Below are 17,821 nucleotides of genomic sequence, written 5' to 3'. Positions count from 1 at the left end.
GTGTTGCCATCTAACTTGCGAGTGCCACGATGGTGGCGCCATCCGGGTTTACCGGACCCAAGGCGTAGCCGCTGGCCAGGGATACGTACTTGACGAAAGTGCCGATAATTCCGCGGCACGGTTCACGGCACTGTACCGAGGCAGGCACGTCGGGCGTTCTGTTGTGGAATGTGTATGGGAGGCCCGTCGGGCCGAACTTCCAACCGGATACCTTGAAGGCGGCAAAGGTGGTGAGGCCGAAAACGGCATTGGTTCCGGTACCGGTCACGGCATTGAAGACGGGAATCAAAACTATGACGTCTTTGCCAGCCGTCATATCGGACGCCCACGAATTCAAGAGCGTGTCGCAGTAAGGCGGAGGATTGTTTCCAGTGTCGCCGCCGGCGGTGCTCTTCGAGATGTCGATGGTGGCTCCGCAAGCAGAGGGATCCTGCTTTAGTCCTCCAAAGCCGCCTTCAACCGCAGCGCCGGAAGGACCATAATTGCAGCTTGGGTTGGCACCGGTTCCGTGTAGCTGAAGCAATTGCAGTACGCCAGTCTGTCCACGTACCTGGCAAATGGAAACTGTGATGGGAAAGGCGGCAAGCCCCTTGCTTGGGCTGCCCCACTGGACCGTGGCGGGGGCGTTGACCTCCGCGGTGTTCAGTCCCAGGACGCGTGCGAACAAGAGAGACACCTGATTTGGCGTGTGGCCTGCTTCCTGGGATGCGACCGAGACGGTCACTTTACGATTGGGTGTATCCAGGGCCACAGACTTTAGGTTGCTCAGGCTGTCATTAGCGTTGTTGTTCGCCAGATTCGCAGCCAACGAGGACGTGGCCGAGCAGTCCGAGTCTGTCAGGCTATTGGCGCACTTTTGAGCGATTGCCAGCGCGGCGGCGTCGGCCCCATTTCGAAGCTGAGTGCGTTCTGCATACATCATTGCTACATCGACAGCCATGGCGCCGAAGCCCAATAGAACTACCAACAGCATCGCGACAATGACGCTTACAGCGCCCCTTTCGTCCTGGTGATTTCCATTAGCCAGCATCAGCCGCCGCACAGCATTGCTCCTTGGCCGGTCATAGTGAAAGGTCCGGCGATACCGGTCATAGTGGATAGGGTGTAGGTGATGGTGACCGTCATGCGGTTACCACTCGCGCAAGTCGCCGTACCTGTATCAAGGTTTTTGAAGGCAATGTTGCTGTCCACTAATCCGGGCTGGAGAGACACCCCGGTGTTCTCGGCAGCGGACCTGGCCGCCGTGGGATCATTCGAGATGGCCATCACACGGACGCCCTCCCGCGCCGCCGCGGAGAGGGAAGCCTGGGCGTTGTAGGCGCGGCTAAACTCCATGATGCCAAGGAGCAACGTAACGAGCACGGGCACCACGATCGCGAATTCGACAGCAGCAGCGCCGCGTTCGGATGCCCTTGACATTACTTCGCCTTTCGCTGGGGGACCGATCATGGCAGTGGCGGCGGTTGTATTCCCGCCGCCACGCGTTGGCCAGAAAGTCGGGACTACTTGGAGCAGCTGCCGGCTGCAGCGGATGTTGCAGCGGTCCAGGTGCCGCCCTTGATCTGGCAGCCAACGGTCTGGAACATTGTGTTCAGCTGACCACCAAGGGTGGTGACGGCGACGATGATGACGACGGCGATGAGTGCGACCATGATGCCGTATTCGACGGCCGTGGCGCCCTTTTCGCTGCGAAGGCGAACCGAAAGGTTGGTGTAGAGAGAAAGCATTTTGACTCCTGAGCGAGACGGATTGGCTGGCCCTGCACCAGCGCTCCAACGAAGTTACCAACGCTTGATACGAGATTGACCGGATCTTGCAACATCCTGCGTAAAGGCTTTCCCGGGTGGCCTTTTCCTGCGTTTTTGCTGGGTCTGTTCTGTGCTGACTGTGGGAAAGGGGGCTTCCTGTCCGGCTTTTTATCTGTCTTCCGGCGATTTAGAACCCAACCGGTGACTCAGCGCTTTTACCTGAGCCTGTGATACGGCGGCACTCATATGCCGGGTGTGGGGATCCAGCAAAGTTGGGCCATTACCTGTTGAAGTCGCACCGGACGCGGATAGGGAGGATCCGCCGCGCCTAGACCCGGGTGCGCACGGGGAAAGCACCTTTACTCGCACCTCAACACGTTTAGCTACTCGAGGTGCCTGCCCGTGCAGTGAAGGGAACACAACGAGGAGAATCTTTGTGGCAAGGCTGAATCTGAGCTGATTCGTATAGGGCGCCGGCCCGACCGATGCGCTGGGGGCCGAAGGGGTGAGACCTTCTCGGCAGCGGCGAAGGTGTAGGCGCTGCCGCCCGTCAGGATACATCGGGCTGCTCTCGGCGTCTCATGAGAGCGATGAAGACTTATTATTCGTGTTTGGATGCGAAGTGCTTCTAGTCGAAGTGAGGCAGCAAACACGTAGGCAGGGCCGCACAGGATTAGAAGCAGGACGTTTTGACCTTGGTTTCCTGCACGATAAATGCCCTCATCAGCAACTCGTGGACACAGGTCGTGCACCACAAGCGCCAGTGAGGGCTGATACCGGTTAGGAATGGCAGGAAACCGGGAACGCTAAGTTTCTTTAATTAGCTCACGGAGCAACTGCCCGCTGCAGCGGATGTTGCAGCGGTCCAGGTGCCGCCTTTGATCTGGCAGCCAACGCTTTGGAACATGCCATTGAGCTGACCGCCAAGGAGGGTGACGGCGGCGATGATGACGACGGCGATGAGTGCGACCATGATGCCGTATTCGACGGCGGTGGCGCCCTTTTCGCTGCGAAGGCGAACCGAAAGGTTGGTGTAGAGAGAAAGCATTTTGACTCCTGAGCGAGACGGATTGGCTGGCCCTGCACCAGCGCTCCGATGAAGTTACCAACGCTTGATCCGAGATCGACCGGATCTTGCAACATCCTGCGCAAAGGCTTTACCGGATGCCCTGACCCTGAGCTTTTACTGCGTTTCTCCTGTGTCTTTAGTGGGTTTCCGCCAGTAGGGGCGCAAAAATGGACCCCCTCGGTTCTGGGTTCCGAGGGGGTCCGGTCTTTGGGGCGCCGCCGCGTTGGGCGGGCCTGAAGGAATGACTGCGGGAGAGTCAGAAAGCGCCTACGAAGTTCTTCATGACATTGATAACCGCAGGACCCATGATGACTATGAACAGGGCTGGGAGGATGCAGAACATCAGTGGGAAGAGAACCTTGATTGGCAGTTTCATGGCCTTCTCCTCGGCCCTTTGCCGCCGCTTGATGCGCATTTGCTTCGCTTGTGTCCGGAGTACGTTCGCGATTGCAATTCCATAGATGTCCGCCTGGACAACGGCCCGTACAAAGGCCCGCAGATCCGGCACATCTGTCCGTGAAGCCAAAGCGAGGTAAGCGTCCCGTCGGCTCCTGCCAACCTGCATGTCCTGGAGGGTTCTCATGAGCTCAAAGGCCAGGGGACCCTTGCCGTTCTGGCCCGCCCGCGCCATGGCGATCTCGAAACCCAGGCCGGCCTCAACGGAGATCAGCATCTGGTCGAGTGTGTTTGGCAGTTCGAGTTCGATTGCTTTCTGGCGTTCGGCGCCCCTGCCGTGAACCAGGATGTCGGGAACGAAGTAGGCGAGGATGGCCGCCAGCGCTACGAACAGGCAAGCAGCTGGTGTGGGATCCTTGCTGATGATAAGGATCCCTAGCACCGCGACGAGGAGCGCCAACGCCGGCTTTGCAATCAACAGCCGCGGCAAGGGCAGCTGTGCGGGCCGGCCAGCCCTGGCAAGCAGCTTATCCAGCCATGCGACGTAACCCTTCGGCGTGACCCTCAGTCCCAGCGGGACTGAGGGTTTGGCGTCCGCAGTGGCCGCCATGCCCGTTCCCGGCACCCCGGTCTCTATAAGGCGGATGCCCCGGCCCAGATTGCTCCGAACTGCTGCGAATCCCCTTCTATCCACGGAGAGGAAGGACCAAGCCATAAAGGAAACGGGAAACACAATCAGGCCGATTATCAGCCAAGCCATTGCTGTCATATCTTCCTCCTAGAACTTGATCTTCACGACGCGGCTGAGCCAGAACGACCCCACCACCAGGATGAGTACAGCCACTCCGAGCATGATCCATCCGATCAAGCTGGTGTAAAGGGTTGCGATGTACGCCGTGTTGACAACCGACATATAGAGGAACATTCCGATGGGCAGGGCCACGAGTATGTAGGCGGACAGTCTTCCCTCTGCACTGAGAGCCTTGACCTGGCCTTTGATCTGGCTGCGTTCCCGGATGGTTTCCCCCACCTGGTCCAGGACTTCCGCAAGGTCTCCACCAACTTCGCGGTGAATTTCGATTGCCTGGCCTACCCACTCGAAGTCTTCACTTCTCATACGGCGGGCAGCATCCAGCATTGAGTCCTTCAGGTCCCGCCCAAGCCGGTTCTCGTTCACCAGCCTTGCGAACTCCTCTGAGGTGGGTGCCTCCGCCTCCTTTGACACTGCGTCCACGGAACGGAGAAGGCTGTGCCCCGCGCGGAGGCCGCCTGAGAGCATTTGCAGGGTGTCACCCAGTTGTGCTTCGAACTTTGAACGGCGCCGCGAAGAAAGCACATTCAGGATCAGCATGGCAACAAAGGGTGTTGCCACCACGAAGAGAAACGCGGCGACGAGCCCCCACAAAATGAATCCAATAAAGCCGGCGGTGACAGCGCTGCAGGAAACCAGCAACAGGAAGTCTGCCTGGCGAATCTTCGCGCCTGCCTGCTCCAAGGATGCACGGCTTCCGAAAGTTGCATTCTTGCTGACGTTCTTTTCCAAGAACGCAGTAGCTGACTCGGCTGCCCGCGTAAGCAAAGTGGGCCCGTTGGCTACTCCCGGCCTTCTACGGGAGAGAGCGATCTCATCCCGTCTGCTTTTGAATGTAACGAGGAAGAGGACGGCCGCAGCTGACAAGCACAGTGCAACTCCGAGTGCCAGGAACACCGGGTTCGTGACCGTCACCGGAAGACACCTCCTACTGGTGTGGTACCAAATACTGCCGGAGAAAGCGGAATGCCGAGTTCAGCAAAGTGATCCACGAAACGGGGACGTACCCCGGTTGGTACCGTTCTGCCGAGAAACTTCCCGTTGGCGTCCACGCCGGCGCTGTAGTCGAACACGAAGGCGTCCTGCAGTGTCACGATGTCGCCTTCCATACCCTGGACTTCGGTAACGTGCGTTATGCGCCGGGAACCATCACGAAGCCTGGAAATGTGGACGATCAGGTTCACCGCGGAGGCGATCTGCTCGCGGATGGCACGAAGCGGAAGGTCCATGCCTGCCATGAGGACCAATGTTTCGAGCCGGGAAATAGCATCACGGGGTGAGTTCGCATGGACGGTTGATATCGAGCCATCATGGCCGGTGTTCATCGCCTGCAGCATGTCCAGCGATTCCCCTCCACGGACTTCACCAATGACAATCCGATCAGGCCGCATGCGCAGGGAGTTACGAACGAGATCACGGATGGTGATCTCACCTTTGCCCTCGATGTTCTGCGGGCGGCTTTCCAGTCGAACCACATGTTCCTGCTGCAGTTGGAGTTCCACCGCGTCTTCGATGGTGACGATGCGTTCGTCGGCAGGAAGGAAGGACGACAGTACGTTGAGCATGGTCGTCTTGCCCGTACCGGTGCCGCCCGAAACGATGATGTTCAGCCGGGCCCGGACACAGGCGTGGAGGAGTTCGGCGATCTCCGGAGACATGGAGCCCAAGGAAATCAGGTTATTGACCGTCAGTGGCACCTGTCCGAATTTGCGGATGGTGAGGGAGGAGCCACTGACCGCCAGGGGCGGGATGATGGCGTTGACACGGGATCCATCGCTCAGGCGCGCATCCACGAGAGGTGAAGACTCGTCGATGCGCCGACCGACCTTTGTGACGATCCGCTCTATGACTTTTCGCAGATGATCCTCGTCGTTGAACCGGGAGCCCGTGATTCCGAGCTTTCCCTGCCGTTCCACATAAATCTTGTCGGGCCCGTTGACCATAATCTCCGTGATCTCGCCGTCCTTGAGAAACTTTTCAATCGGACCGAGCCCCAGCACATCGTCAATAATTTCCTGGACAAGCCGGTTTCGCTCGGTGAGCGTCAGCGGGATGTCCTCTTCCTCGATGATCTTCTTCAGCTCATCCTTGACGTACTGCTGAAGCTCGGCGTCGTCTATCGAAGAGTCCGTGATCCGGCTGCCCATGCGCTCATAAAGTGCAACTCCGGCACGTTCCTTGACGGCGCTAAGTGCCTCGTTGGGCTCGCTCGCATAGCTCGGTGAGGCGACGCCACCGGATGTGGAAGCGGCGGCGGGATTCCATGGGGCTGCCGGGGCGCTTACGACGGCACCGTCGTTTGCTTCGTTGTTCCCCCGGGCCGCCTCCAGCCTTCGTGCCAGACTCATTGCACTACCGCCCTTCTGTGAAGTTTCTTGTGTTGTTTTTCCTTCCAATCTGGCCTGAGACGGTCCACCAACTGGGCCAGGCCACGGGCTGCGCTGTCCCGGCTGCCGTCCTGTAGGAGCGGCACGCCCTTATTGGTGGAAAAGGGAACGGCCCGCGAGCGTGGCAGGACTATGTCCACGGGGCACCCGATAGTTGCTTCCACGTCCTGAACCGTCAGACCGCTTCTGCGGTCTGCAAAATTGAGCACAACATGCCGGTTTTCAGGCACCAGGTTCAATTCGTCCAGGATGCGGAAACCAGTCCGCAGGCCCCTGATACTGGGAATGTCCATGCCGCATACCCACACTGCGTCCGTTGCACGATCTAACGTGGCAAGGACGTGTTCGCCAAGGCCCGGTGCCGTGTCGACCACGACATACTGGAACTCGGTGGCGAGCTGGGAGATGAGGTGCCCTACCTGCTCTCCGCTGATTTGGTCCGCCTGGGCCGGGTTTAGTGGTGCACAGAGAGCGTAGACCCCGGACTGGTGGAGCGTGAGGTAGGACTTCAAAACCATGCTGTCTTGGACTGCAGCTCCGGTGACGGCATCAGCCAAGGTGCGCTCAGGTTCCAGCATGAGGCCTGACGCGACGTCTCCGAACTGGAGGTCCAGGTCCACAACCACGACGCTGCTCGGCGCAACTTTGCCCAAGCCCACCGCCAGGTTGGTCGTCACAGTCGTCTTGCCGACCCCGCCCTTGGGGGACATCACAGCGATGATGCGTGTCCCAGTGGGTCCCTCGGCTACCGACGCTCCCAGTCCCCGCCGGCGTCCGGCAGATGCCAGGCTGGCCCGTTCCAGCATTGCCCGTATGTCATCAACTGGTGCGTTGGGGTTGAGCAGGTCACGGATGCCGGCGCGCATGGCAGGCAGGGCCACTTCGGACCCGCCGTCGGTCACTAGAACTACGCTGATCTCCGGAAACTGGAGGTCGAATAGACTGGCGAGCCGGATCGCGTCATCTGTTGGAAGCCCGGGCCCAAGGAGAATGACTTCCGCCGGATCCCCATTGATTGCACGAAGGATGTCTTCCGGGCTGGGAGGGAGGTAGTCGGCCTGAAGAGTCTGCAAGGCACCATGCAGGCTGTTCGCAGCCTGCTTGGTCCGCTGGGTGAAGCTGCTGTCCTGGGTGATCAACACGAACCTGCTCATTTGATCAGCTCCACTTTCTTGATGATGCTCGGAGCGCTTTCCGTAGCTGACGCCGGCTCCTTCGTGAGCCAGAGCTTTCCGAACTCTGCGGCGAAGGCGATCTTCTGGGCGTCGGCGTCGCCACGGGCGAAGGTCACCAGCAACTGGCCCGTTGGCAGTTGCGTGTTTGCCTGTTCGCTGGACGCCTGGTTGCCCCCGGAGTTTTGGGTGACTGCGCGCTGGACGCTCGTGACCAAAACCTTGTGGAAGATCTGCTGTGCGGTTGCGCCATCGGGGCCATCTCCAGCGAATAGGGCAACGACACCCACGGTGTCGCCCGCCGCGATCCGTCCACCGACTACCCGCTGTGCGTCGAGCTGAACCGAAATCTCCTGCATGCCGGCAGGCACCGGAACGGAGCCCGGGGCTGCAAGACTTGTCGGGTCCACGAGGCGGACTCCGAGAAGTGGTTCGCCTGGAACCAGGTCGGCGGAGGTTACTTTCCCATCGAGACCATCGAGGCTTTTCAGGGCTCCATTGGGCACTGAAGCTGACGGAAGAGAGGTGAGCTTTACTGCTGACTTGACCTGGTCCAGGGTTGAACCCTGTGGGATCTGCTTTTCTACCACCAGAACGTCGATGGGTTGAAGGTCTGCTTGGGCCCTTGCTTCAGAGCCTTGAACGTATGAGATGAGAAGCAACGTGCCGACTACTGCGAGCACGAGCGCAACGATGCCTCCCAGAAGGCGAGTTTTCAATTTAAGCCCCTAACTTGGTTCCTATTTGATGAGTGAGACACTGTCTGTCCCGAAGTCCGATCCGCCGCTTCCCCCCACGGAGGTTGTGTATTCGACGAATTGGCCGATGATGCAGCGGTCATTTCCACCAGAACAGGCCAAGCTGGCGTTCATGCCAGGGTCAGTGGAACTGTCGCGGAATTCGTATGGGCCTGAAGAGTTTCCGAAATGCCAGCCCCAGATGCTGAACGTTGCATAACCCACGATGTGGAATACCCCCGTGTTCCCGGTGCCGGAGGCGGTGTCAAAGATGGGGAACGTGACCTTTACCGTCCCACCCGCCAGAAGCGTGTTCTTCCAGCCCTGGAGGATGGTTTCGCAAGTGGTAGGCGGATTGTTTCCCGGGTTGCTGGTGGTAAAGTTTCCGACTGATGTCACGGCCGTGCAGGGATCAGTTGACGCATCGTCCAGCCAACCCCATCCCCCCGGAATGGTGAGACCTGAAGAATTGGTGCACGAGGGTGTTCCCGGCTTCCAGGTGATTTTCTGCACATCCCCACCTGCGGGTGTTGCCGGGCCCAAGTTCCAGCAACTCTGCGAGAACGCCAGGGGGAATCCTTTGCCGCTGCTCGGGTATCCCCACTTCGCGCTCGCGGACGCCTGGATGTCTGTTGTCGATATCCCTATAGCCCTGGCGAATTGCAGAGAGAAGTGGTTACTGCCGTCAGGCTCCTGCGACTGCAGGGTAACGTCTATGGTTCCCGCGGTGGCATCCGCTACGGCGCTCAGAACATTGCTGTGCGCGTCCAAAGCGTTGCCGTTCGCGTACCCGGCAGCTGCAGCGGATTGATTGGCGGCGCAGGGCGTTGGCGACTTGGAGCACTGCTTGGCGATGGCGAGAGCCGAAGCGTCGGCACCATTTTGAAGTTGCGCGTGCTCTGAGTACATGGTGGCAACGTCGATGGCGAAGGCCGACATGCCCAACAGGAACACCATGATGAGTGCGGTCATTGGGGCGACCACGCCGCGTTCCGATCCCCTTGCGCCTATGCGTTGCATCGCATGACCCCTTTGCCTTGAATGGTGAGACCGGCCGGCATTCCAGGGATCAGGTTGGGAAAGCCTGTCATCCATGGAGTTGTGTAGCTGACGCTGACCGAGACGTCATTGCCGTCCGCGCACGAGCCGGTCCCTGTGTAGGTGATGGCAATGTTTGAGTTCGTCAAAGCCACTGATGGAGCAGCCGCTACACCCGCTGCCTGGGCGCTCGCCGGGGAGTAGCCGGCTTCCGAGCAATGGACGGCCGCGTAGCGCGAAGCCTGGCGTGCCGCTTCGCTAAGGGACACCTGAATGTTGAATGCTCTGCCCATCTCAGCAATGCCAAGGACGAGCGCAAGGAAAATTGGTAGAACCAGGGCAAATTCGACAGCAACCGCGCCCGCTTCCCGCGCGTTTCGGAATCGCCGTCTCCGCTGGCTAAGTTTTTGCTTCATGTTGGTACCCGAGTTCTAAGAAGGCCGGTTCTGATGGACGCCGGCCGAGACAAGAATGTTGGTGCGAGAGTGGTGAAGACTGAATCTGGAATGCCCAGGGGCGGGACGGGAACTGGCGAGCTTTGGCTCCACCTCCCGCCCCGCCCCTGGGCCTCCGATAGTGATATGCGTTTTACAACTGGCTGGAAACCGCGTTGAAAGCGGTGTTGATCTGGCCGCCGAGTGTCGCCACGATCGCAATGATTACTGCTGCGATCAGCGCTACCAAGAGACCGTATTCAACTGCTGTTGCACCCTTTTCCGAGGTGAACCGTTCTTTGATTCCTGAGATGTAGGCAAGAACCGGAATCATGAGAGCTGACATTTTCCCCCCTCTTCGACAGTCGTATGCCGCTAGAGCTTGCTTGAGATCGTGGTGAAGGCGGTGTTGATTTGTCCGCCCAACGTGGCAACGATTCCGACGATAACTGCGGCGATGAGGGCGACCAGGAGGCCGTATTCAACGGCTGTGGCACCCTTTTCGGAGGAGAAGCGATCCTTGACGCCGGCGACGAAAGCCATCATCGAGACCATGAGAGAAGTCATTTTATTGTCCTTAATTCGGTGAAATGAATGAATTTATAATTTCAACGAATTTCCAGCTGCCCCCATAAATCCTTAGCGGCTGGACTTCGCTAAGAAGAGATTGTCACTGGATGCTATTGACCAACAATGCGTAGTGGTACTCGACTTTTGGCGGGCAAGGCAAAAGTGCGTACTCGAAAGCAGCTGGCAGTACTCAGAAGTGAACGTAGGTAATCTGTTGGCTACTTGGAGGCTGACGCTGGCTAGCCTTGGTAGGCCCGATGAGTTGAGGCGCAGATGCCTAACTGGTGAAGAGTGCGAGGGCTGCCAAAGCACCTAGCATAGAGGGGCCGTGCGGCACTTCCGTGGCTTGTTTACGGCCCTTTCTCCGCAGGACAAGCAATGTGACCACCCCGTTGAGGACAAAGCCCAGCAAGCCGCCGTAGAGGAGCTGCGTCCAGCCCAGGTACCCCAAGTAGAGGCCAACCGGGGCAGCTAGCTTTACGTCGCCCATACCGATGCCGCCCGGGGAAATAAGTCCCATAATCAGATACGCGGCAAACAAAATAACAGCTCCAAGGGCCGCTCGTAGCCACTGGTCAGATTGCTTATCAAGGAGTGCAGGAAGTAAAAGCAATAAAAGACCGCCGGCGAGAAGAGTCAGCACCAGGGGATTGGGCAGTAGGTGGAGTGCCACATCAATCCGGGCCAGCTGTACCCCGATTATCGCAAGAAAGATAAAGGCAGGGAGGCTGGCTTTAATGCCAAAATGCAGCGCAAAGGCGACACTTGCGACAGCGGTAAGGGCCGCCGTCGCAATTCGCATCTTCACGCCAGGCACTCCGCCGAGTCTCGGAAGCAGTTTCGCGATCAGGATCTCTGCGAGGGGTGATAGAGCGCCACCTAGGAGCGCGGCGCCGATGACTAAGAAGAGCATGCTCGTGGAGTCCCCGTTCACCGCTGACAACACTGCATCCCCCTGGGTAGATGGGCCGGCCAAGCCCCAGCGGCCTCCGACTACCCCCATTTTGACCCTGGACCACCTGACGCGCTAATCTTGGTAGTCGTTGTGCGTGTCCTATTCCGATGGTGCGTGCCCGCTTGAGGATCCGGTTGCAGGATAACTACTCAACGTGCACATTCGGAACTTCAGGATGACTGGTTACATGGAGCCCTCACCTCTGTTCCGGTAGCGCGCAGACAGTAGGTGCACGAGTTAGTGACACCTAAACAAGAACGCCAGAACAAGAACGAGGCAAACACCGTGCGTACGTACACCCCGAAGCCCGGCGATATCAACCGCCAGTGGCACGTCATTGACGCCACCGACGTTGTCCTTGGTCGTCTTGCAAGCCAGACCGCAATCCTGCTGCGCGGCAAGCACAAGGCCACTTTCGCATCCCACATGGACATGGGCGACTTTGTCATCATCATCAACGCCGAGAAGGTAGCCCTGACCGGCGCCAAGCTGGAGCAGAAGCGTGCATACCGCCACTCCGGCTACCCGGGCGGCCTGACCTCCGTCAACTACGCGGAACTGCTGGAATCCAACCCGGTCCGCGCCGTTGAGAAGGCCATCAAGGGCATGCTCCCCAAGAACTCCCTGGCTGCCCAGCAGCTCGGCAAGCTGAAGGTGTACCGCGGTGCTGAGCACCCGCACGCCGCCCAGCAGCCCAAGACTTTCGAAATCACCCAGGTCGCCCAGTAGTCCTGGCCACCAAACAACTTACTTAATACAAGGAGAATCGTGGCTCAGAACGAAGAACTGACCACCGAGGCCCCCGAGGCCGAGGAAAACCTGACCAGCTACACCTCTGAGAGCTCAGCTGCTGAAGCTGCTCCCAAGAAGGAGCGCCCGGCCCTGACCGTTGCCGGCGCAGCTGTTGGCCGCCGCAAGGAAGCCGTTGCACGCGTCCGCGTTGTGCCCGGCTCCGGCAAGTGGACCATCAACGGCCGCGAGCTGGCGAACTACTTCCCGAACAAGCTGCACCAGCAGGACGTCAACGAGCCCTTCAAGATCCTTGATCTCGAGGGCGCATACGACGTCATTGCCCGCATCCACGGTGGCGGCATCTCGGGCCAGGCCGGCGCCCTGCGCCTCGGCATCGCCCGGTCGCTGAACGAGATTGACGTCGAGAACAACCGCCCGACCCTGAAGAAGGCCGGTTACCTTTCCCGCGACGCCCGTGTCATCGAGCGTAAGAAGGCCGGTCTCAAGAAGGCCCGTAAGGCTCAGCAGTACTCCAAGCGCTAAATCCGCTTGCGCAGAAGCCCGCCCCGCCATTTGGCGGGGTGGGCTTTTCTGTTGTTAAGGCTGGCGCAACAGATAAAATTCGGCCCCGACGCCTGGCTCGGGTGCAAAGCTGGTGCGAACCCAATTGACAATTCGTGCTGATTCTCCCTTCCCCTCCAACGTCAAGGGCGGCAAATCCTTGATAACCAAGGACCCCACTCTTCCGCCGGCAACCAGGGCCTGGAACTGTTCCAAACTGGGAAAGGGATCGGTGCCGTCGAAGCCGCCAATTGGAAGGACGCTGCGGCCCACTTCCAGTTGGTAGTTAGCGGCAGTTTCGGAGCCGATCGTGGCTGTTACCCAGGTAACCGACGGAGGAATTTCTCGTAGGGCATCAACAACTGCGGGCTGGGTACTGTCGCCGAACATCAGCGCAACCTGGCCGGGAATCACGTGGTCTCCCAAGTGCTGCTTGTCAGGGTGGTCGCTTCGGTAGCCCAGGATACTTGGTCCGGCTATCACCCCGGCGCCTACATGAGGGCTGAGGACGGTATTGAGGGACCATATGACAGGTCCGGCCAGTATCACGGCTATCAGTCCGGCAGAAGCGGCGCGGGCGACAGGCCGGCGGATTCCGGGCATGAACTGGAGGGCAATTGCGACAGCCCAGAGAACGAGCAGGATGAGTGGAAGGCCGGGGAAGTCCTGGATCGAACGGAGCGCGGATACATAGGCCATGGTCATAGCTGCTACCAGTGTCAACAGCAGAAGCACCCTGCTCTTGCGACTCCGCGACTTGAGAAGATAACGGAGACCTACGGCACTCAACACACAAAGCGGAGGAACGGCGGTGAGACAGTAATACGGGTGCAGGATTCCGGACATAAAAGCCAGCACCGTGGCGGATGTGACCAACCATGTGCCAGATAACAGCAACAGCGCCCGGGTACCTTGTCTCCCTTCGCGCTTCGCAATCCAAACAGCGGCCAGGGACATGCCAACGAGGGACAGGGGCAGGAACCAGCCGCATTGACTCGCGAATTGTGGCTCAAGGAAACGCTGGAATCCACCAGTGAAGTCTCCGTCGAGAGCGTCAGTGGGAGTAGAGCGCACCGCGTCTTCGCCCGTCAGGCGTTGCAGGCCGTTGTAACCGAGAGCGAGTTCGAGAGCGCTGTTGGTCCGGGAGCCGCCGATGAAAGGACGGCTGGTCGGAGCAGTCAACTGCACCGCCAGCAACCACGAACCGGCCACTGCGGCAGCAGAAAGGAACGCGCAGATCAGATGCAGCAGTCGCCGCCGCCAGGTTGCGGAGGCGAAGACCACGTAGGTGATGGCGAGCGCGGGGAGGATTAGCGCAATCTGCAATTGCTTGGTGAGAAAGCCTGCGCCAGCCATCGCCCCCGCCGCCGTCAAGAGCAAGGGTTGCTGCCGATCGATGGCGGTGACCGTCGCCAATGCGCAGCCAACCATAATCAGGATCAGCAGCGCATCAGGATTGTTGTAGCGGAACATCACCGTGCTCACGGGCGTGACCGCCATGAATGTTGCAGCCAGGAGTCCCGTGTACACCCCGGCGTACCTTCGCACAAGGATATAGAGCAGGAAGACCGTCAAGACTCCCATGAGTGCCTGCGGCAGGAGGATGCTCCAGCTGCTGAGTCCAAAGAGTCGAACGGACAGGGCCATCACCCAGATACTGAGCGGGGGCTTGTCGACGGTAATGGAATTGGCCGGATCCGACGAGCCGTAGAAGAAGGCTGTCCAATCCTGTGCCCCGGACATGACAGCCGCGGAGTAGTACGCGTTTGCCCACCCGTTTATGTCCAGGCCCCAGCAATACAATAGTCCCGTCAGCAGCAGCAGCGACAGCAGCGCTGGTCGTTCCCACGGGGTCCTGCCTGTATTCAAGAGGGTGAGGACGCGTACCCTCGCCTTCAGTGCACGCGCCGGATCTGATACAGGTTTGACCCCAATTTGTGTCATGGAGGGACTCACCTGACCGTGTTTCCAACTGGGAGCAGAGCGCGGCGTGTATGGTTTCTAACCCGCTGGGCCCTGAAGACCCAAACCCGCAGCAAAACAAACCTCATCAATGTAGCGAGTACGTTGGCCGCGGTGAGGACCAGAAGCTCCAGGTTCGGGGCGGCGTCGGCATGCATCGAGTGAAGCATTGCCAACGACGACGACGTAAGCGTCCATGCCAGGAGGAACACTATGAAGCCCTGGAATTGCTGGGTGAACAGCTTCTCCGGCCCGCTGATGCCAAACGTGAACCGCCTGTTGGCTGCCGTGTTTCCGGTGGCGGTCAACAGCAGTGCCAGGAAGTTCGCTTCCTGGGATCCAAATGGGCCTTGCAAGATGAGGTAGAGCAGCGCGAACGCCACGGTGGATGCAATCCCCACAAGCCCGAAACGGAGTACTTGACCAAAGAAGCTTGGACGGCCCCGGGGCACGATCGGTCGACGTCCGAGCTCCGCATAAAGAGCTTGAACGGGAATCACACCATTTACCAGCGAGCCGGCAACGCGCACCATCCCTCTGAGATCATCTAGAGCCGTCTGCTTGATGTCCACCCGGCTGTCCGGATCATCCACCCAGTCGACAGGAATCTCGTGAATGCGAAGCCCTGAACGCTCAGCGATTATCAAAAGCTCGGTGTCGAAAAACCAACCGTTGTCCTCAACGTGCGGGAGCAAACGTTTTGCCACGTCGGCTCGGATGGCTTTGAAACCGCACTGGGCGTCCGAAAACCGCACCTGCATTGTGCGCCGCAGCAGGAAATTGTAGGACCTGGAAATGAATTCCCGTTTCGGGCCCCGGCTCACCCGTGAGCTTTGGCCTAAACGAGTGCCGATCGAAATATCAGAATGCCCGGACAGCAGCGGGGCCACCAAAGGTGGAAGCGCTGCCAGATCGGTGGAGAGGTCGACGTCCAGATAGGCCAGGACTTTGGCATCGGAAGTAGACCAGGCGTCTCTGAGCGCGTACCCGCGTCCTTTCACCTCGAGACGCCGGTACTCCACGTTTGGAATGTGGTCGCTGAGGCGCGCGGCGATCATCGGTGTCCGGTCAGTGCTTGCATTATCGGCGATCGTAATCTTCCACGTCGACGGCATGTCATTCGTCAGATATTCGGCGAGCCTTGTGATGCTGCGTTCGAGTACCGCTTCTTCGTTGTAGACCGGTACTACAATTTCGAGCGCCAAGCCCCCATAGCTAGGTGTCATGCATGGATCGTAGGGGCCGCTAAATAGGCGTGGCGAGGGTTTAGAGCAAAGACAGGTAGCAACGGAAAAAAGCAGGTAGTCCCAGTAATTTGCCGCAGCAGCTGGCAGGTACTCACCAAGTAGGTCCAAGTCAGGAAGAGCCGCCTACGCAGGTCCTCCTGCGCCCCATCCTCTACACTTGACCGGTGTCTAGATTATTTGGAACTGATGGTGTCCGGGGGCTGGCCAACGGCTTGCTGACAGCAGAACTGGCCCTGCAGCTGGCCCAGGCGGCCGCCGTCGTGCTCGGCCACGACCGCAACTCCGCTGGCACAAGGCCCCGCGCCGTGGTGGCCCGCGACCCGCGTGCCAGCGGTGAGTTCATCGCCGCCGCCGTGGAAGCCGGCCTCTCCAGCTCGGGCATCGACGTCTACGACGCCGGTGTCCTGCCTACCCCCGCCGCCGCGTACCTGGTGGCGGACCTGGACGCAGACTTCGGCGTCATGATCTCCGCGTCCCACAACCCGGCGCCGGACAACGGCATCAAGTTCTTCGCCCGTGGCGGCCAGAAGCTGCCCGACGAGGTGGAGGACGCCATCGAAGCCCAGATGGGCAAGGAAGCCGTCCGGCCCACGGGCGCCGATGTTGGCCGCATCCAGCGCTTCTCCGACGCCGAGGACCGCTACATCGTCCACCTGCTCCGCACCCTCCCGCACCGCCTCGACGGACTCACCGTGGTGCTCGACTGCGCCAACGGTGCCGCCAGCGGCTGCTCGCCCCAGCTCTTCAAGGACGCCGGCGCCGACGTTATCGTCATCGGCGCCGATCCGGACGGCCTGAACATCAATGACGGCGTCGGCTCCACGCACCTCGGCCCGCTCAAGGAAGCCGTGGTCAAGAATGGTGCCAACCTGGGCATCGCCCACGACGGCGACGCGGACCGCTGCCTCGCCGTGGACCACGAGGGCAACGAAGTGGACGGCGACCAGATCATGGCCATCCTGGCCACCGCCCTTCAGAAGTCCGGCAAGCTCAAGGATGACGTCCTGGTTGCCACCGTCATGAGCAACCTTGGACTCAAGATCGCCCTCCGCAACGCCGGCATCACCATCGTGGAAACCGCCGTGGGGGACCGCTACGTCCTGGAAGGCATGCGCGACGGCGGCTACAACCTCGGTGGCGAACAGTCGGGCCACGTCATTTTCGCCGACCACGCGACAACCGGTGACGGCCTCCTCACCGGGCTGCAGCTCGCAGCCCAGGTGGCCCTGACCAGGAAGCCGCTCAAGGAGCTGGCCACCGTCATGACCAAACTCCCGCAAGTCCTTATCAACGTCAAAGGCGTGGACCGGAGCCGGGTCGGCAGCAGCGACGTCCTAGCCCAGGCCGTGGCAGCAGCGGAGGCGGCGCTCGGTGAGACCGGCCGCGTCCTGCTCCGCCCCTCCGGGACGGAGCCCGTTGTCCGTGTGATGGTGGAAGCCGCAGACGAAGAGACCGCGCAGTCCATCGCCGAACACCTGGCCCAGGTGGTCCGGACCGAGCTCGCGCTGGAACTGGCCTCGAACTAGCAGCACAAAAAAGTGGCCCGCCTCCCGANGGAGGCGGGCCACTTGCGGTTGAACAGGGGGACTAAACGCGGTCCTTCAGCGCATCCCGGATCTCGGTCAGCAGCGCAACCTGAGGATCCTCGGCAGCATCCTTCTTGACGTCCTTGTTGATCCCCAGCCGGCGGTTGCGGCGCTCGATCATCATGTTCATCGGCATCACCACCACAAAGTAGATGGCTGCCGCGATCAGCAGGAAGTTAACCACCGCGGTCAACAGCACCCCGAACTCGATGGCGTTGCCATTCAGCTCCACCCTGGCAAAGCTGTCAAAGTTGGGTGCGCCCACCAGGCCGGAGACGAACGGCATGAGCACCTTGTTTACCAGCGCCGTGACCACCGCGCCGAATGCAGTACCCATGACAACAGCGACGGCAAGGTCAACGACGTTGCCCTTCATGATGAAATTCTTGAATCCACTAAGCATGGAAACCAACCTA

The 17,821-nt window shown here is 59.8% G+C and carries 21 protein-coding genes; 4 read left to right on the top strand and 17 right to left on the bottom strand.

The features are described 5' to 3' along the window. Positions 1–10: 10 nt before the first annotated feature. The 14 genes from ACTJK0_RS00360 to ACTJK0_RS00295 form a co-directional block, all read right to left on the bottom strand. Positions 11–1,042, bottom strand: a complete 1,032-nt coding sequence (locus tag ACTJK0_RS00360; protein WP_440743855.1) for a pilus assembly protein TadG-related protein — start codon at positions 1,040–1,042, stop codon at positions 11–13. Further along, the gene (locus ACTJK0_RS00355) at positions 1,030–1,419 is read right to left on the bottom strand and encodes a TadE/TadG family type IV pilus assembly protein (RefSeq protein ID WP_440743854.1); all 390 of its coding nucleotides are present in this window, start codon (positions 1,417–1,419) and stop codon (positions 1,030–1,032) included. Before ACTJK0_RS00355 ends, ACTJK0_RS00360 begins: the two co-directional genes overlap by 13 nt. Positions 1,420–1,502: 83 nt before the next feature. Continuing rightward, positions 1,503–1,727 (bottom strand): Flp family type IVb pilin, encoded by a 225-nt coding sequence (locus tag ACTJK0_RS00350; protein ID WP_440743853.1) that lies wholly within the window; start codon positions 1,725–1,727, stop codon positions 1,503–1,505. Positions 1,728–2,568: 841 nt separating this feature from the next. After that, a complete protein-coding gene (locus ACTJK0_RS00345) occupies positions 2,569–2,796 on the bottom strand; it encodes a Flp family type IVb pilin (RefSeq protein WP_440743852.1) in 228 nt (75 codons plus the stop codon). 277 nt (positions 2,797–3,073) lie between these two features. Beyond that, positions 3,074–3,982 carry a type II secretion system F family protein gene (locus ACTJK0_RS00340; protein ID WP_110541302.1) on the bottom strand — a complete coding sequence of 303 codons (909 nt, stop codon included), beginning with the start codon at positions 3,980–3,982 and terminating at the stop codon, positions 3,074–3,076. Positions 3,983–3,991: 9 nt separating this feature from the next. Further along, positions 3,992–4,756, bottom strand: coding sequence for a type II secretion system F family protein (locus ACTJK0_RS00335; protein WP_440743851.1), 765 nt, complete (start codon positions 4,754–4,756; stop codon positions 3,992–3,994). A 179-nt stretch (positions 4,757–4,935) separates the two neighbouring features. Further along, complete coding sequence (locus ACTJK0_RS00330; RefSeq protein WP_440743850.1) at positions 4,936–6,372, bottom strand: CpaF family protein; 1,437 nt, start codon at positions 6,370–6,372, stop codon at positions 4,936–4,938. After that, the gene (locus tag ACTJK0_RS00325) at positions 6,369–7,565 is read right to left on the bottom strand and encodes an AAA family ATPase (protein ID WP_440743849.1); all 1,197 of its coding nucleotides are present in this window, start codon (positions 7,563–7,565) and stop codon (positions 6,369–6,371) included. Before ACTJK0_RS00325 ends, ACTJK0_RS00330 begins: the two co-directional genes overlap by 4 nt. Continuing rightward, positions 7,562–8,302, bottom strand: a complete 741-nt coding sequence (gene cpaB, locus ACTJK0_RS00320) for a Flp pilus assembly protein CpaB (RefSeq protein ID WP_440743848.1) — start codon at positions 8,300–8,302, stop codon at positions 7,562–7,564. The genes ACTJK0_RS00325 and cpaB overlap by 4 nt, the downstream gene beginning before the upstream one ends. Before the next feature lie 21 nt (positions 8,303–8,323). Continuing rightward, positions 8,324–9,340, bottom strand: coding sequence for a pilus assembly protein TadG-related protein (locus tag ACTJK0_RS00315; RefSeq protein WP_440743847.1), 1,017 nt, complete (start codon positions 9,338–9,340; stop codon positions 8,324–8,326). Then, the gene (locus tag ACTJK0_RS00310; RefSeq protein ID WP_110541296.1) at positions 9,328–9,774 is read right to left on the bottom strand and encodes a TadE family protein; all 447 of its coding nucleotides are present in this window, start codon (positions 9,772–9,774) and stop codon (positions 9,328–9,330) included. The genes ACTJK0_RS00315 and ACTJK0_RS00310 overlap by 13 nt, the downstream gene beginning before the upstream one ends. Before the next feature lie 172 nt (positions 9,775–9,946). Continuing rightward, on the bottom strand, positions 9,947–10,138 hold the full coding sequence (locus tag ACTJK0_RS00305; RefSeq protein ID WP_440743846.1) for a Flp family type IVb pilin: 192 nt from the start codon (positions 10,136–10,138) through the stop codon (positions 9,947–9,949). Between the two features lie 29 nt (positions 10,139–10,167). Continuing rightward, positions 10,168–10,359 carry a Flp family type IVb pilin gene (locus ACTJK0_RS00300; protein WP_440743845.1) on the bottom strand — a complete coding sequence of 64 codons (192 nt, stop codon included), beginning with the start codon at positions 10,357–10,359 and terminating at the stop codon, positions 10,168–10,170. A gap of 280 nt (positions 10,360–10,639) precedes the next feature. Next, entirely contained in the window at positions 10,640–11,164 is a 525-nt protein-coding gene (locus ACTJK0_RS00295) for a prepilin peptidase (protein WP_440744010.1), read from the bottom strand. A 94-nt stretch (positions 11,165–11,258) separates the two neighbouring features. Here ACTJK0_RS00295 and ACTJK0_RS00290 point away from each other — a divergent pair, with 94 nt between their 5' ends. From ACTJK0_RS00290 to rpsI, 3 genes are all read left to right on the top strand, one after another. Further along, positions 11,259–11,393 (top strand): hypothetical protein, encoded by a 135-nt coding sequence (locus ACTJK0_RS00290; RefSeq protein WP_440743844.1) that lies wholly within the window; start codon positions 11,259–11,261, stop codon positions 11,391–11,393. Between the two features lie 209 nt (positions 11,394–11,602). Beyond that, entirely contained in the window at positions 11,603–12,046 is a 444-nt protein-coding gene (gene rplM, locus ACTJK0_RS00285) for a 50S ribosomal protein L13 (protein ID WP_015937805.1), read from the top strand. 39 nt (positions 12,047–12,085) lie between these two features. After that, entirely contained in the window at positions 12,086–12,592 is a 507-nt protein-coding gene (rpsI, locus tag ACTJK0_RS00280) for a 30S ribosomal protein S9 (protein ID WP_043454698.1), read from the top strand. A gap of 54 nt (positions 12,593–12,646) precedes the next feature. On the opposite strand, the gene ACTJK0_RS00275 is transcribed toward rpsI, so the two are convergent. Next, entirely contained in the window at positions 12,647–14,554 is a 1,908-nt protein-coding gene (locus ACTJK0_RS00275; RefSeq protein ID WP_440743843.1) for an ArnT family glycosyltransferase, read from the bottom strand. Between the two features lie 8 nt (positions 14,555–14,562). Next, a complete protein-coding gene (locus tag ACTJK0_RS00270; protein WP_440743842.1) occupies positions 14,563–15,798 on the bottom strand; it encodes a glycosyltransferase in 1,236 nt (411 codons plus the stop codon). A gap of 185 nt (positions 15,799–15,983) precedes the next feature. Between ACTJK0_RS00270 and glmM the strand changes: the two genes are divergently transcribed. Then, positions 15,984–17,345, top strand: a complete 1,362-nt coding sequence (glmM, locus tag ACTJK0_RS00265) for a phosphoglucosamine mutase (RefSeq protein WP_440743841.1) — start codon at positions 15,984–15,986, stop codon at positions 17,343–17,345. A gap of 61 nt (positions 17,346–17,406) precedes the next feature. On the opposite strand, the gene mscL is transcribed toward glmM, so the two are convergent. Then, positions 17,407–17,808 (bottom strand): large conductance mechanosensitive channel protein MscL, encoded by a 402-nt coding sequence (gene mscL / locus ACTJK0_RS00260; RefSeq protein ID WP_043454711.1) that lies wholly within the window; start codon positions 17,806–17,808, stop codon positions 17,407–17,409. Positions 17,809–17,821 lie beyond the last annotated feature (13 nt).

Source organism: Paenarthrobacter sp. 22069, from assembly GCF_052046035.1.
Lineage (GTDB): Bacteria > Actinomycetota > Actinomycetes > Actinomycetales > Micrococcaceae > Arthrobacter.
Note: the sequence above shows the minus strand (reverse complement) of the source record. Positions and strands in the feature narration are given on the sequence as shown.